A 13,959-nucleotide genomic window follows, 5' to 3' on the forward strand; every position below is an offset into this window, starting at 1 on the left:
CGCCACAGCGACCACGGCGAAGCACACCCGAGGCCCAGCCCGGACCCGGAGGCCAAACCCCGGAGCGCGGAGCCCCCACTGGTATACCTACACCAAGAGTTCACGCTGCCGAACAGCATAAGCAAACAAAAAGCCGGCATTGCGCCGGCTTTTTGATGCTACTGAACGAGAACTTTGCTCAAGAAATCCTTGGTCCGTTCTTCCTTAGGGTGTTCAAACACTTGATCAGGGGTACCCTTTTCAATAATCTGTCCGCCATCCATAAACCATACCTGGTCGGCCACCTTGTGGGCAAAACCCATTTCGTGGGTAACAACGACCATCGTCATGCCGGAACTAGCAAGGTCCTGCATAACCTTCAGCACTTCGCCAACCATTTCGGGGTCAAGCGCGGAAGTCGGTTCGTCAAACAACATCACGTCAGGTTCCATGGCTAACGCACGCGCGATGGCAACACGTTGCTGCTGACCACCGGAAAGGCTTGCTGGGTAGGCATCAGCCTTATCACCCAAACCGACCTGGTCCAGAAGCTGCTTGGCCTTGGTCTGCGCGTCTGCCTCACTCATGCCCTTGACCTTAATTGGGGCGAGGGTGATGTTGTCGAGCACGGTCATGTGGGGGAACAGGTTGAACTGCTGGAACACCATCCCCATCTTTTCCCGAACCTTATCGAGTTCTTTTTCGCCAAGACCCACAAGGTTGGTCCCTTCGAAGAGAATCTGTCCGGAGGTTGGTTCGCCCAACCCGTTCAAACTGCGCAGGAAGGTACTCTTACCACCACCAGAAGCACCAATGACAACAATCACGTCACCCTGATGAATGGTTTCCGTAATCCCAGTCAAGACTTCGTTATCACCAAAGGACTTCTTTAGGTCCTTAATTTCTAGCAATGCATTATCCTTCATGTTTCATCTTCCCTTCGAAGTATGACAGAATCTTGCTCAGCGTGAAGGTCATGACAAAGTACAGAACCATTGCCACGGCGATTGGTGCAATCCCACGGTAAGTGTTCGTCTGCACGACTTTGAGCTGATAGATGAGATCCGTAACCCCAATGATGGAAACAATGGAGCTTTCCTTAATCAGTGAGATAAATTCGTTACCAAGTGCAGGCCAGATGTTCTTCACCGCTTGGGGCAAAATAACGCTCTTCATGGTCTGGCTCTGGGAAAGGCCGAGTGAACGAGCCGCTTCGGTCTGCCCAACTGGGATACTGTTGATCCCACCACGGATGATTTCGGCAACGTAAGCGGAGGAGTTAATCCCAACCGCAATAATCCCAGAAACAAGCGCTGGAATCTGAACAATCATCCCAATCCCGAAGTAAACGAACATGATCTGAACCATCAGTGGTGTCCCACGAATGAATTCAATGTACGCAACGGCAATGGCGTGGAGCACCTTGTTCTTGCCAAGACGCATCAGCGCAAACAGTACACCAAGCAAGATCCCGAAGATAACCGCGACGGCGGTAATCAGTAAGGTGTAACCAACACCCAAAGCGAAGTACTTCCAGTAGTGGAACATGGATGTGTCCGCGGTGTTCCCCGCCATGTAGTTCCCGGCGGTCTTCAAGTAGTCTTTGGTCTTGTTATCTTTCTTAATCTTATCGAGGGTCTTGTTAACCGCAGTGACCAGCGTCTTGGAGCCCTTCTTGAACCCAATTGCGGTCCCCTGCATATCATCGCCCAGTTCGTACTTACCGTTAATCGCAACGAGCTGATTGTCGTTAGCAGCGTATGCTTCAGCTACAGGCTTTTCAACGTTGACCGCGTCAACCTTGTGACTCTTAAGCGCAAGAATCAAGTCGGTCACCTTGGACAGGCCCTTAACTTTGGCGTCCTTAACCTGCTTCTTGGCGAGGTCGTACTGCAGACTACCGGTTTGTGCCCCGATGTTCTTGCCCTGCAGTGCGATGTGGCCCTTAGCGTAAAGCTTAGCATCCGCCTTGTTAACCAGGATATCCTGGCCGCCCTGGTAGTAAACGTGCGAGAAGTCAACACTCTTAGCACGTTCGTTGGTTGGGCTCATCCCGGAGATAACCATGTCAACTTTGCCGGTCTCAAGGGCAACGAGCAGTTGGTCAAAGTCCATTTGCTTGATCTTGAGCTTAACGTTCAGGTCCTTAGCAATTTGCTTACCAACCTCGACGTCCATCCCTTCAACCTGGCTCTTGCCCCCAACATTCACCAGGAATTCGTATGGCGCGTAGTCAGGACTGGTCCCCATGATGATGGTGCCCTTGTCCTTAATCTTCTGCAGGCTGTCGTCTGTCGCCGCGTTTGTGTAGTTTGGTGCGGTGAAGCTCATTACCGCAACTAATCCAAGCAAGAACGCGAGGACGATTTGTTTAATCTTCTTCATGAACAAAATCCCCTTCGATTTGTGTATGTGACTACTATACACAGAAATCATTATTTATGCAACAAATAATGTAAAAAAATTCATGATATTCAGTAAACTGATTTTTTTGCGTCACAGGTGTCCGCTTTCATTCCTGATTTGCTCAACTGTCGTGCTATAATACAGACAAGAAAAGTTTATCGAGGTTATGCCTTGGGAAAGGAGTTCATTAATGGGATTAAAAGTTAACCGTCAGACCGACATGGACAAGCTGTTCGACCAGTTCGCGTCACTGCCTGATGACAAAAACAACAAGCTTGACGTGGATCCACGCAAGAAGGAGCGGGAAAAGGAACGCGATGCCGCTTACGCACGTTTGAAGCAGAAAGAAACCGAAGAAAAGAAGTAAAAACAAATGAAAAGAGCGAGACATTATGTCTCGCTCTTTTTGTATATATACATAAGATAATGTATATTTAGCGCTTTAGTTTTGGATATTTTTTCTCGAGCCCGGCAATGTTATCCTTGGCAACATCATCAAAGTCGATATCCGCCCACAGCGCAATCTGACTCAGGTACCACAGAACGTCACCCATTTCGTGCTTGAGCTCATCCTTGTTCAATTCGGCGCCCTGAAACGTGTACTTCTTGATCAAATCGATTGCTTCGCCTGATTCGCTAGCTAAACCGAGTGACAAATTAGTTAACACGTGTTCATTACCTTCAAGTGTACGGTTTGCAAGATGCTGGTATTCGTTAAATTCCATGTGTTCACGCCAGAATAATTCCGGCTCCTCCTTCTACCTGTTGGTCAGATTTATTGCTGATCAAATCCACAGTGCTGCTCAATCCACCGCCAAACCTCGTCGTAACCGACCTTCGTTTGCGCGGAGAATGGTAACCATGGGGTGTCGCCGTCTAGGTGCAGACCCTTACGCATCTGGGACTCAGACTTGTTCCACTGATTCTTCTTCACCTTATCAATCTTGGTCCCCACCACCAGGGTTGGTACCTCATAGTACTTAAGGTACTCGTACATAGATTGATCAAGTTCGGTTGGTTCGTGCCGGGCATCGACCAGTTGAACGACGCCGACCAATTGCTTGCGGTTTTGCAGATATTGCTCAATCATCGTAGCAAACTTGGCCCGGTCCGCCTTGCTGACCTTCGCGTACCCAAATCCAGGGACATCGACAAAATGCATGTCCTGATTCAAGCGGTAGAAATTAATGGTCTGCGTCTTGCCGGGCACAGAAGATGTCCGGGCAACCTTGTTGCGTTTCAAAAGGGTGTTGATTAGTGAACTCTTCCCCACGTTTGACCGGCCAACAAAGGCAATCTCGGGCAAATCGGTTTCGGGGTACTGCTCTGCGCGCACGGCGCTAATGATAATTTCGACATCGTTGACTTGCATAGTTTCCGTCCCTTCTCTGTGGTTATATCTTAACACAAGACCCGCGCAAAAAGCTGGGCAAAAATAACCGCCCCACTTTTTACTCGGGTCTTCTTCGTGCTGTTTAATTAGTAACGCAACTGACGTAAATCCTCGCCAATTTGGCTAAATCACGCCGGCTTAAGAAGCCATGACGAGCTTGGCCTCGCCGCTGCCTTCGACCGTATCCTTGGTGATAACGGCCTTCGCCACATCCGTGCGACTCGGGAGTTCGAACATGATGTCCTGCATGACTTTTTCGATGATTGACCGCAGACCACGGGCACCAGTATCGCGCTCGATGGCTTCGTGGGCAATTGCCCGCAATGCATCCGGGGTGAATTCCAGCTTTGTGCCGTCCATCTCCATCAACTTGGTGTACTGCTTAACCAGCGCGTTCTTAGGCTCGGTCAGAATCCGGACCAAGTCGTCTTCGGTCAGCTTCTCGAGTGCCGCCATGATTGGAATCCGCCCAATAAATTCGGGGATAATCCCGAACTTCATCAGGTCTTCAGGAATAATCTGCTGCATCAGGCTCGTGCTCTCGTCGATTTCCTGGTTACTGTCGGTCCCAAAGCCGATTGTCTTTTCACCAATCCGGTTCTTTACAATCGATTCGATTCCGTCAAAGGCACCACCGACGATGAACAAGATGTTGGTCGTGTCAATCTGAATGAGTTCCTGCTGGGGGTGCTTACGGCCGCCCTGCGGTGGAACAGAGGCAATCGTTCCCTCGAGAATCTTCAGCAAGGCCTGCTGAACCCCTTCACCGGAAACATCACGGGTAATCGAGACATTTTCGCTCTTCTTGGCGATCTTGTCGATTTCGTCGATGTAAATAATCCCCTTCTGCGCGCGTTCAACGTCAAAGTCGGCGTTTTGCAGTAGCTTCAGCAGAATGTTTTCAACGTCCTCACCAACATATCCGGCTTCAGTCAGCGTCGTGGCGTCCGCAATTGCAAATGGCACCTGCAAGATACGGGCCAGACTCTGCGCGAGGAAGGTCTTCCCGCTACCAGTAGGACCGATGAGCGCAATGTTACTCTTCTGCAGCTCGGTTTCGTCGTCTTTTGCGACCGCCATCTGGTTGATACGCTTGTAATGGTTGTACACGGCAACGGATAGAGCCTTCTTCGCCGCATCCTGACCAATAACGTAATCATTCAGAATCTTCATGATTTGCAGTGGCTTTGGCACTTCAGTCAGGTTTTTAATTGACTCTTCTTTGAATTCTTCGTCTACGATTTGCTTGCACAAGTCAATACATTCATTACAAATATATACTCCAGGGCCCGCAACGATTCGCTTTACCTGGTCTTGTGACTTACCACAAAAAGAACACGTCACAGTTTCCTTGGTATCTACATCGTCATACATTTAGTTTCACCCCTCAAATTAATCGGCGCACTTTTTCCTATGCTCCCATTGTCAACCAATGCTACCATAAATAACCTACCATCGCCAACGGACACGGGATTTGGTCTGTCCTGCCTGGCGTTGTTTTCTGCAAGCTTAAACGGCCGCATAAGCCACATAAAATGACAAAAAAAGCGACGCAACCGCCAATGGGTTACGCCGTTTTTTTTACGCTAAACTGATTACTTTTCGACAGCAGAGTCACGCACGAGGGCAATAGCCTTCTGCATGGTGATGTCGTGTTCAAGCATGTCATCGGTCAGAGCGGAACGCACAGCGTCCTTTTCCATACCGTAGTCGCTTGCAAGGTGGTCGATTTCTGCATCGAGTTCTTCCTGGTCAGCAGTAATCTTTTCAGCCGCAACGATTGCTTCGAGAACCAGGTTGGTCTTAACGCGGGTTTCAGCGTTAGTCTTGAACTGGTCGCGAAGGCTGTCTTCGCTGGTACCGGTCAACTTGAAGTACATGTCAGGACTGATACCCTGACGCTGCATGTTGCCCATGTACTGATCCATCTGCTGCTGAACATCGGTGTCAACCATTGCTTCTGGAACCTTTTCGATTTCAGCGTTTTCAACAGCGGCCTTGAGTGCGTCCTCTTCCTTAGCAGCCTGAGCGTCGTCAGCCTTCTTGTCTTCGAGGTCCTTGCGAATCTTAGCTTTCAGTTCGTCGAGCGTGTCAACGTCTTCGTCAGCATCCTTGGCAAATTCGTCGTCAAGGTCAGGAAGTTCCTTAACCTTAACTTCGTGGATTGTGGTTGCAAATTCTGCATCCTTGCCAGCCAATTCCTTAGCGTTGTAGTCTTCAGGGAAGGTAACCTTAACAGTTACATCTTCACCGGACTTGTGGCCAATGAGCTGGTCTTCAAAGCCAGGGATGAAGGAACCTGAGCCAAGTTCGAGGCTGTAGTTCTTAGCAGAGCCGCCATCGAATTCCTTGCCGTCAACGGTACCGGTGTAGTCGATAACAACGGTGTCGCCCTTCTTAGCAGCATCTTCGCTAACAACCATTTCGGCGAGTTCCTGACGCTTGCTTTCGAGTTCCTTGTCAACGTCTTCGTCAGCAACGGAGACATCCTGCTTAGGAACGGTTACACCCTTGTATTCGCCAAGCTTAACTTCTGGCTTAACCGTTACGGTTGCCTTGATTGCCCAAGGCTTGCCAGCGTCCATGCTTTCGATGTCAATCTTTGGCTGGTCAACAGGTTCAATCCCTGCTTCGTCAACAGCGGCATCGTAAGCGTCAGGCAGTACAATGTTCAGTGCATCTTCGTAAAGAGAGGATTCGCCGTACATCTTGTTGAAGATTGCACGGGTAATCTTGCCCTTCCGGAATCCAGGAACGGTGATGTTCCCACGTACCTTAGCGAAAGCCTTGTCCAAGCCTTCCTTGATCGTTGCTTCGTCAATTTCAAAAGTCAGGTCGCCGGTAATGGCGTCCGTCTTGTTCCACTTTGCAGTCATGATTTTCCTCCGACATGGGTGTTGTCAACGTCCCCGCATAACGGAAACGTTGCTTTGCATACCGTACTATGATACCTGACTTCAGTGGTTTTGTAAAATAGTTAGCCTAAAAAGTCCACATTCACGCTGTCCGGCAGCGTAAGTTGTTTCGGTGGTAATAGGTACTGAGTGGTATAGGGCCGCGACTGGGCGGGGCCGGTGCGCGTTCCGTGCGGCTGGGATTTTCCGTGCGGCCGGTTGAAGCCCCAAAAGCGGGGTCTTCAACCTAAAAATTGAGCCCCGTATGCCTGTTCTTCGGGTTACGAACTTAATACGTATTGTTAGGACCTGTAGGGAAGCTTTGTTCTTCCTGACGGGTCTTAATTTTTGCCGGCTATGGTGTGGAGAAGCCCGATGCAAAACCCGCATCGGTCTTCTCTCACCATAGCTTTCACAGGAAAATCCCAGCCGCACTCCACGCACACCGACCCCGCCCAGTCGCTACATCGTGGATAAAGTCCTTACTCGCAATTTCTAAGTACAACTGAGAAATTTACAACCAAGGTAATTACCTCAGACCTGTTTAGTTTTCCTTTTTGAAGCTAGTGCCGAGTCTGGATTTATACCGCTATCCAGCGGAGCGCTCCGGGGTTTGGCCGTAGGGTCCGGCCTGGGTCTCGGGTGTGCCGCCCAGCCGTGGCAACAAAGAAAAGAGGTGTGACGACCGCGGTTTTTGCGGTTGGCACACCCCTTTTCTTTGTGGGAAAAATTTAGATTTGCATTGAGGAGCTGTCGGAATGTTGATTACGAGACAGACCGAAAATTTAAACGCTACGTAGCGAACGAGTTAGACTCAGGTTGCGACGATGCAAAGCTAAATTTTTAGTCTGGAGACGGCGCTTTTCCGGCTCCAGACGACCGCCACAGCGACCCGGCGAAGCACACCCGAGGCCCAGCCCGGACCCGGAGGCCAAACCCCACAACGCGGAGCCCCCCTACCGGTATATCTTCACCAAGAGCTGACGCTGCCGGACAGCGTAAACAAAAAGAGCACCCGCAAGCGGATGCTCTTTTCTAAAGTGCAAATGTTATTAGTCGAGGATTTCGGTAACAACACCGGCACCGACCGTACGGCCACCTTCACGAACGGTGAACTTCGTACCGAGTTCGATAGCAACTGGTGCAATCAAGTCGACTTCGAAGGTCACACGGTCACCAGGCATAACCATTTCAACGCCGTCTGGGAGGGCGATGACACCGGTTACGTCAGTGGTGTGGAAGTAGAACTGAGGACGGTAGTTGGAGAAGAATGGCGTGTGACGGCCACCTTCTTCCTTGGTCAAGATGTAGACTTCACCCTTGAACTTGTTGTGCGTCTGGATGGAACCTGGCTTTGCCAGGACCTGCCCACGTTCAACCTGATCGCGGCTGATACCACGAAGCAGAACACCGACGTTATCGCCGGCTTCACCGATATCAAGGGTCTTACGGAACATTTCAAGACCGGTAACGGTGGACTTAAGAACGTCTGGCTTCAGACCAACGATTTCAACTTCGTCACCAACGTGAACGGTACCACGGTCGATACGACCAGAAGCAACGGTACCACGACCGGTGATGGTGAATACGTCTTCAACAGGCATCAGGAAAGGCTTGTCAGTGTCACGAACTGGGGTTGGGATGTATTCGTCAACCGTGTCCATGAGTTCTTCAATAACCTTAACCTGTTCTGGGTCGCCTTCAAGAGCCTTGAGAGCGGAACCCTTGATAACAGGAATGTCATCACCAGGGAAGTCGTATTCGGAGAGAAGGTCGCGAACTTCCATCTCAACGAGGTCAATCAATTCGTCATCGTCAACAAGGTCAGTCTTGTTAAGGAAGACAACAATGTAGTCAACACCAACCTGACGAGCGAGCAGAATGTGTTCGCGAGTCTGAGGCATAGGACCATCAGTAGCAGCAACAACAAGGATGGCACCATCCATCTGAGCTGCACCGGTGATCATGTTCTTAACGTAGTCAGCGTGTCCTGGCGCATCGATATGTGCGTAGTGACGCTTTTCCGTTTCGTATTCAACGTGGGCGGTGTTAATGGTGATACCACGTTCCTTTTCTTCTGGCGCAGCATCGATGCTTGCGAAGTCGGTAGCCTTGGAAAGCCCCTTGTCAGCAAGTACCTTAGAAATTGCAGCGGTCAGAGTGGTCTTACCGTGGTCAACGTGACCGATAGTACCAATGTTAACGTGTGGCTTGGTACGGTCGTAGTGTTCTTTTTCAGCCATGAAAAAACGAACCTCCTGAGTATTTTGTAAGAAACCAGGACAGTCGTCTATCCCGAGAATTCTTTACATTCTAGTTTACTACACATGAGCGGAAATACAAAGTGTAAATCCTGTGCTGGAATCAGTTTCCGAAAAAGATTATAACTATTTTTCGACCGCATGTAAACCTACGCATAGCCGATTTCACACGATTTTCAGGCTATTTGTTCACCAAATTGCCCATTATCATCAATTGCTCATCCATCCATTGCTGCAAATGTGCATATTTAGTCTTTGCATCTGGATTTAGGGTTTGCGTCACAAACTCCTCTGGGCGCTGAATTATTTGGCCAATAACGGGATAAAGCATTGATATGCGGACAAACATCATCTCCTGCATCTCCTGCATTCCCCCCGTTTGCTCGCCCAGCGCGTTCAGAATTTTAATCGCCGTTGGGTCTGCAAATGGAGCTTTAATCATTTTCGGATTAAATTGATAAATTCCGTCAAAAACAAAAACATTCATCTCTTCATCTATCTTCTGACGCTGAAGCCACGTCGCAAGTGCCGTCCGCATGACTGGGAGTAGGTCTGGATCCACCAGTGCCCGCTTGATTGCCACCGTGGTTTGTTTGACCGGCAGTTGCGGCAGCAAATCATTGATTAGCCGCTCCTGGTCAACCAGAGTGGCCCCGCCCATGTGTGCCAGCTGCTTGACCCCATCCTCAATCTTTTGCCGATTGTCGCTGACGTACTGGGCCTCGAACTCATCGGCGCGCTTGCGCATCCGGTCGAATTCGGGTTCACCGTCCGCCGCCTGCAGCGCTAGTGTAATCAACGTGAAATCCGGTGCCGCCATCCCCACACGCAGAATAAATTCACGCCCCGCCTCGCCATCACTAAGCTGGTCCAAATAGTCGGCAGCAATGTCCACCGCATCCGGAATTTGCTTTAATTCCAAGTAGGACTGACCGAACTGAATAATCGAGGCCGAATCAATATGTTCATTATTATTCTCAGCAGCCGTGAAATATTCTTCAAACTGCTCGGCAGCGAGTGTATAATTGCCCGCCGCAAACGCCGCAAATGCCCGCTCGCGAAATACACGTGTTTGTTCCGGTTGCTGGGGAAAATTAATTACCTTACCCATTTTTATCCTCCATTGCCTGAATCGTGAACAAAAAAAGAGACTTCGACGGCTGTCAAAGTCTCAATTGTCAACGTTCATGAATTACTGACGTTTAGCACTATTTTGGTTTACTTCCATAATCACTGGCAGAATAACCGGCCGGCGCTTCGTCTGGTCAAACAAGTAGTGTGCGAGTCCATCGCGAACATCCTGCTTCAGGTGACTCCAGTCGAATTCCTTGTTGTCGAGATTCTTTTGCACGGTATCCGCAACAATCTTCCCGCATTCTGCAAGGAGATCCTTGCTGGTCTTCATGTAGACGAACCCACGGCTTTGAATCTTCGGCCGGGAAACGATGCGCTTCTTCTTCCGGTCAATGGTAACAACCGCAATCATAATCCCATCTTCGGAAAGCATCTTCCGGTCACGCAGGACGATGTTCCCAATATCACCAACGCCAATCCCATCAATCATGGTGTTACCGGCAGGAGCCGTACCCGAAACGTGCATCTGCCCCTTGGTGTAGCTGATGATGTCACCCATCTGGGGAATGATTACGTGGTCGGCTGGAATGCCAACTTCCTCGGCAATCTCTGCGTGGGCGTTGAGCTGACGGTATTCACCCTGAACTGGAATCAGGTACTCTGGGTGCAACAGGTTAATCATGAGCTGCAGATCCATCCGGGCACCATGGCCAGAAACGTGCTTATCGTCAAAGACCGCCTTAACTTCACCACCGGCGCGGTAAATCATGTCCTTGGTCCGTGCCAGCTGTGTTTCCATAGCGTGGGACGGCGTGGAGACGATGTAAACTAGGTCTCCTTGACCAATGTGGACCAGGCGGTGGCGGGAACTAGCCATCTTTTGCAGTGACTTGAGTGGTTCACCGATGCGCCCGTTTTCCAGGATCACCGTCGCTTCTGGTGCGAGCGTCTTGAGTTCCTTGGTCGTTGCCAAAATATCAGGGTTTGGCAATACCAGGTACTTCAGGTCAAGCGCGGTCCGCACAATCTTCTCGACGTCGCGCCCGGTCAAAACAACGCGCCGGTTGGTTGCGGCGGCTGCATTCAGTACCTGCTGCACACGCATGATGTTGCTGGCAACGGTGGCCACAATGATGCGGCCAGTGTGGTACTTGAAGGATTCGTTGATACTGTCGGCAATCTCACGTTCGGTCGCCATCTGGTATGGTGATTCCGCATTGGCCGAATCAGAAAGCAGCGCTAGCACCTTCTTGTCGCCGACATGGGCAATGCGCCCAAAGTCAGTCTTATACATTTCGCTAGCACTCTGGTCAAACTTGAAGTCACCAGTGTACACAATCTGACCAGCCTGGGTGCCAATCACAATCCCCATTGAACCAGGAATCGAGTGCGTGGTCCTGAAGAAGCTAACGGTCGTCTTGCCGAACTTCAAAGTCGACTTGGCATCGACCACGTGGAAGTTCTTAAACTTACGGGTCTTTGGCGCCTGCTTGGTCATAATGCGGGCCAGGGCGATGGTTAATTCACTACCATAGACGGGCACGTTGTGTTCGCTCAAGAAGTATGGCAGTGCCCCAATCGCATCGGCGTGACCGTGCGTCAGGAAAATCCCCGCAACCTTGTCGATGTTGTCAACTAGGTAAGTCGTGTCGGGAATCACAATATCAATTCCCATTAAATCGTTATCTGGGTATTTCAACCCAAAATCACATACAAAAATTTGGTCGTCAACCTCGACGGCGTACATGTTTTTTCCGTTCTCACGTACCCCCCCGAGGGCGACCAGATTAATCTTAGTCATTGTTTCACCTCAGAGATAATTATTCCCACTGTTTTGGGATCGTAGCAATTTCACTTACGACTAGTGTACCACAAGGCATACATTAGCGGGAATAAACTTTGGCTGCCGGGCAAACGCCATCTGGTCGTGCAACAGGCGGCGAGTAATCAGCAAGTGTGGAACCAGACAGTTGGGCATACAAAAAGAGGGTAGAACAATTGTCCCACCCTCTTCTGCACCATTACGGTACAAGGTATTAGAAACGTCACGAGGACGCTTTTTAATTACTTGTTGTTAATTGCTGCGAGACGGCTCTTGTCGCGGCCAGCCTTGTTGGCGTGGATAAGACCCTTGCTCTTAGCCATGTCGATTGCGCGGGTAGCAGCCTTGTACAGGTCGCCTGCGTTTTCAGCATCGCTAGCTTTTGCGGCCTTGTAGCTCTTAACTGCGGAACGCATTGCGTTACGCTGAGCAGCGTTACGCTGGCGTGCAGCTTCCTGAGTCAAAACACGCTTCTTAGCGGATTTAATTTGTGGCATGTGATTCACCTCCACACTGGTGGTTTTTATTAAGTTGCAAACTGCCAAGTTTCAACATACGCCATTATACCTAACGATTGACTCACTTGCAACGCTTATCCCGTGATTTAATCAGCTTTCCTTGCAAGAATGCCAGAATTCATGTAAACTAACATCTGTATTGCGAACCCTCAATTAGTTTTACGCTCCACCGGCGCATTACTCAGTCTCGGGCAATAACAAAATAAGTAAGGTGGTAATAGCACAATGGCTATTTCTCAGACACAAAAGAACGAAATTATTGCAAAGTACGCTCGTCACGAAGGCGACACCGGTTCCGTTGAAGTTCAGGTTGCAGTTTTAACTGCTGACATCCTGGCACTTAACGACCACCTCGCCGTTCACAAGAAGGACCACCACTCCTACGTTGGTCTGATGAAGAAGATTGGTCAGCGTCGTAACTTGCTTCGCTACCTGCGTAGCAACGACGTCGTTCGTTACCGCGACCTCATCAACAGCTTGGGTCTGCGTCACTAAAACGTGATATTGAAAAGGCAGGGACATTGTCCTTGCCTTTTTTTGTTGCACTTTTTGATTAATTGCTGAACCAACCGGCCATCATTTGCGGTAGTTCTTCCCCTGTCCCGCAAACTGCAGGACAAAAAGTTCAAAACCGAGCACCTTGTCCACGGTCCCCCGCTTCATGGCCGCTTCGGTATTCACCAGCATGATGTAGGCCGCGTCCAAATCCGTTCGCCGCAAACGTCGCACCTCGCCCCACGCTAACTTGATTCTGTACGGGTGGACGCTGAGCTGATCGGCCGCGGCCCCCTGGGTGTACCCACGCGCAACGTAGGTCTCAACCTGGAGCAACAACCGGAACTGGCTCTCCAGCAGACTGATTAGCCGCAGCGGCTCCTCCTTTTGGGCAAGTAAATCCCGGTAAAGGCTCAGGGCCTCAGTCACGTTGCGCTTGAGCACGGCACTCACCAGGTCAAAAACACTGTCAGTTAATTGCTTCGGCACCAGCAGGGCGACATCCTCAGCATCTAGCTTACCGGTCGTTAACGCGTATGTTGCCAGAATCGGCACGGCCGCCACCATCGCCGAGTAATCACCCTGCGTGCGGCTAAACAACACGTCGAGCCCAGCGGATTCAATGTCCACTTTGGCCCCGCGCAGTTGCTGCTTGATTGCACTGCGCGCCTGCCCCTCGTTCAGCGGCGCGGCATCGATGAACGTTGCCACCTTTTTGAGCGCCTTAACCACCTTCTTGCGGGCGTCAAGTTTGGGGTAGGTCGCAATGAACACCAACACCGTCGAATCAGCCGGCGCCTTCAGGTAGTTCGTGAGTGCGTCCACGTCGCTGTCCGCTTTGCCACTTCCGGTCAGAAAATCTGGGTTGGAAATCATGATTTCGCGATAATCACCAAAAAAAGGTGGTTCGGCCAGCTCATTCAACGCATTACCCAAGCTAACCTCGTGCAAATCGTACTGGGCAAAATTCATGGACTGCATATCATCCGGAATCACTTTGCGCAGCGCGGCCTGGGCTTCCGTCACAATTGCGGACTCCACCCCCTGAATTACGTACACCGGGGCAATCTTCCCTGCCCGCAAATCCTGTTTTAGTTGGTCCAAAAACACAATAACC

At 50.4% G+C, this 13,959-nt stretch carries 13 protein-coding genes; 2 read left to right on the forward strand and 11 right to left on the reverse strand.

The genetic code is table 11. From position 1 onward, the window contains the following. Positions 1–158: 158 nt before the first annotated feature. Together EKN00_RS08045 and EKN00_RS08050 are read right to left on the reverse strand one after the other, a co-directional pair. Positions 159–905, reverse strand: coding sequence for an amino acid ABC transporter ATP-binding protein (locus EKN00_RS08045; protein ID WP_127849622.1), 747 nt, complete (start codon positions 903–905; stop codon positions 159–161). Beyond that, positions 895–2,364 carry an ABC transporter substrate-binding protein/permease gene (locus EKN00_RS08050; RefSeq protein WP_127849623.1) on the reverse strand — a complete coding sequence of 490 codons (1,470 nt, stop codon included), beginning with the start codon at positions 2,362–2,364 and terminating at the stop codon, positions 895–897. The genes EKN00_RS08045 and EKN00_RS08050 overlap by 11 nt, the downstream gene beginning before the upstream one ends. A gap of 211 nt (positions 2,365–2,575) precedes the next feature. Between EKN00_RS08050 and EKN00_RS10855 the strand changes: the two genes are divergently transcribed. Next, positions 2,576–2,752 (forward strand): SPJ_0845 family protein, encoded by a 177-nt coding sequence (locus EKN00_RS10855; protein WP_164848075.1) that lies wholly within the window; start codon positions 2,576–2,578, stop codon positions 2,750–2,752. 67 nt (positions 2,753–2,819) lie between these two features. Here EKN00_RS10855 and EKN00_RS08055 read toward each other — a convergent pair whose 3' ends face one another. The 8 genes from EKN00_RS08055 to rpsT all read right to left on the reverse strand — a co-directional run bounded on the left by EKN00_RS08055 (position 2,820) and on the right by rpsT (position 12,326). Further along, the gene (locus tag EKN00_RS08055) at positions 2,820–3,110 is read right to left on the reverse strand and encodes a nucleoside triphosphate pyrophosphohydrolase family protein (RefSeq protein ID WP_127849624.1); all 291 of its coding nucleotides are present in this window, start codon (positions 3,108–3,110) and stop codon (positions 2,820–2,822) included. A gap of 50 nt (positions 3,111–3,160) precedes the next feature. After that, on the reverse strand, positions 3,161–3,757 hold the full coding sequence (gene yihA / locus EKN00_RS08060; RefSeq protein WP_127849625.1) for a ribosome biogenesis GTP-binding protein YihA/YsxC: 597 nt from the start codon (positions 3,755–3,757) through the stop codon (positions 3,161–3,163). Between the two features lie 159 nt (positions 3,758–3,916). Then, positions 3,917–5,152, reverse strand: a complete 1,236-nt coding sequence (clpX, locus tag EKN00_RS08065; RefSeq protein WP_127849626.1) for an ATP-dependent Clp protease ATP-binding subunit ClpX — start codon at positions 5,150–5,152, stop codon at positions 3,917–3,919. A gap of 221 nt (positions 5,153–5,373) precedes the next feature. Further along, entirely contained in the window at positions 5,374–6,654 is a 1,281-nt protein-coding gene (tig, locus tag EKN00_RS08070; protein ID WP_127849627.1) for a trigger factor, read from the reverse strand. 1,070 nt (positions 6,655–7,724) lie between these two features. After that, positions 7,725–8,915, reverse strand: coding sequence for an elongation factor Tu (tuf, locus tag EKN00_RS08075; RefSeq protein WP_127849628.1), 1,191 nt, complete (start codon positions 8,913–8,915; stop codon positions 7,725–7,727). A gap of 199 nt (positions 8,916–9,114) precedes the next feature. Next, on the reverse strand, positions 9,115–10,044 hold the full coding sequence (locus EKN00_RS08080) for a hypothetical protein (protein WP_127849629.1): 930 nt from the start codon (positions 10,042–10,044) through the stop codon (positions 9,115–9,117). An 81-nt stretch (positions 10,045–10,125) separates the two neighbouring features. Next, positions 10,126–11,808 carry a ribonuclease J gene (locus tag EKN00_RS08085; protein ID WP_127849630.1) on the reverse strand — a complete coding sequence of 561 codons (1,683 nt, stop codon included), beginning with the start codon at positions 11,806–11,808 and terminating at the stop codon, positions 10,126–10,128. Between the two features lie 263 nt (positions 11,809–12,071). Further along, entirely contained in the window at positions 12,072–12,326 is a 255-nt protein-coding gene (gene rpsT / locus EKN00_RS08090; protein ID WP_127849631.1) for a 30S ribosomal protein S20, read from the reverse strand. Between the two features lie 246 nt (positions 12,327–12,572). Here rpsT and rpsO point away from each other — a divergent pair, with 246 nt between their 5' ends. Further along, the gene (gene rpsO / locus EKN00_RS08095) at positions 12,573–12,842 is read left to right on the forward strand and encodes a 30S ribosomal protein S15 (protein WP_127849632.1); all 270 of its coding nucleotides are present in this window, start codon (positions 12,573–12,575) and stop codon (positions 12,840–12,842) included. 81 nt (positions 12,843–12,923) lie between these two features. Here the strand turns inward: rpsO and holA are convergent, their stop codons facing one another. Continuing rightward, on the reverse strand, positions 12,924–13,946 hold the full coding sequence (gene holA, locus EKN00_RS08100; RefSeq protein ID WP_421825670.1) for a DNA polymerase III subunit delta: 1,023 nt from the start codon (positions 13,944–13,946) through the stop codon (positions 12,924–12,926). Positions 13,947–13,959 lie beyond the last annotated feature (13 nt).

Source organism: Lacticaseibacillus hulanensis (assembly GCF_004010095.1).
In the GTDB taxonomy this organism is placed as follows: domain Bacteria; phylum Bacillota; class Bacilli; order Lactobacillales; family Lactobacillaceae; genus Lacticaseibacillus; species Lacticaseibacillus hulanensis.

Coding starts and splice junctions, on each gene's coding strand:
- EKN00_RS08045 (WP_127849622.1), bottom strand. CDS start 905: ATGAAGGATAATGCATTGCTAGAAATTAAGGACCTAAAGAAGTCCTTT.
- EKN00_RS08050 (WP_127849623.1), bottom strand. CDS start 2,364: ATGAAGAAGATTAAACAAATCGTCCTCGCGTTCTTGCTTGGATTAGTT.
- EKN00_RS10855 (WP_164848075.1), top strand. CDS start 2,576: ATGGGATTAAAAGTTAACCGTCAGACCGACATGGACAAGCTGTTCGAC.
- EKN00_RS08055 (WP_127849624.1), bottom strand. CDS start 3,110: ATGGAATTTAACGAATACCAGCATCTTGCAAACCGTACACTTGAAGGT.
- yihA (WP_127849625.1), bottom strand. CDS start 3,757: ATGCAAGTCAACGATGTCGAAATTATCATTAGCGCCGTGCGCGCAGAG.
- clpX (WP_127849626.1), bottom strand. CDS start 5,152: ATGTATGACGATGTAGATACCAAGGAAACTGTGACGTGTTCTTTTTGT.
- tig (WP_127849627.1), bottom strand. CDS start 6,654: ATGACTGCAAAGTGGAACAAGACGGACGCCATTACCGGCGACCTGACT.
- tuf (WP_127849628.1), bottom strand. CDS start 8,915: ATGGCTGAAAAAGAACACTACGACCGTACCAAGCCACACGTTAACATT.
- EKN00_RS08080 (WP_127849629.1), bottom strand. CDS start 10,044: ATGGGTAAGGTAATTAATTTTCCCCAGCAACCGGAACAAACACGTGTA.
- EKN00_RS08085 (WP_127849630.1), bottom strand. CDS start 11,808: ATGACTAAGATTAATCTGGTCGCCCTCGGGGGGGTACGTGAGAACGGA.
- rpsT (WP_127849631.1), bottom strand. CDS start 12,326: ATGCCACAAATTAAATCCGCTAAGAAGCGTGTTTTGACTCAGGAAGCT.
- rpsO (WP_127849632.1), top strand. CDS start 12,573: ATGGCTATTTCTCAGACACAAAAGAACGAAATTATTGCAAAGTACGCT.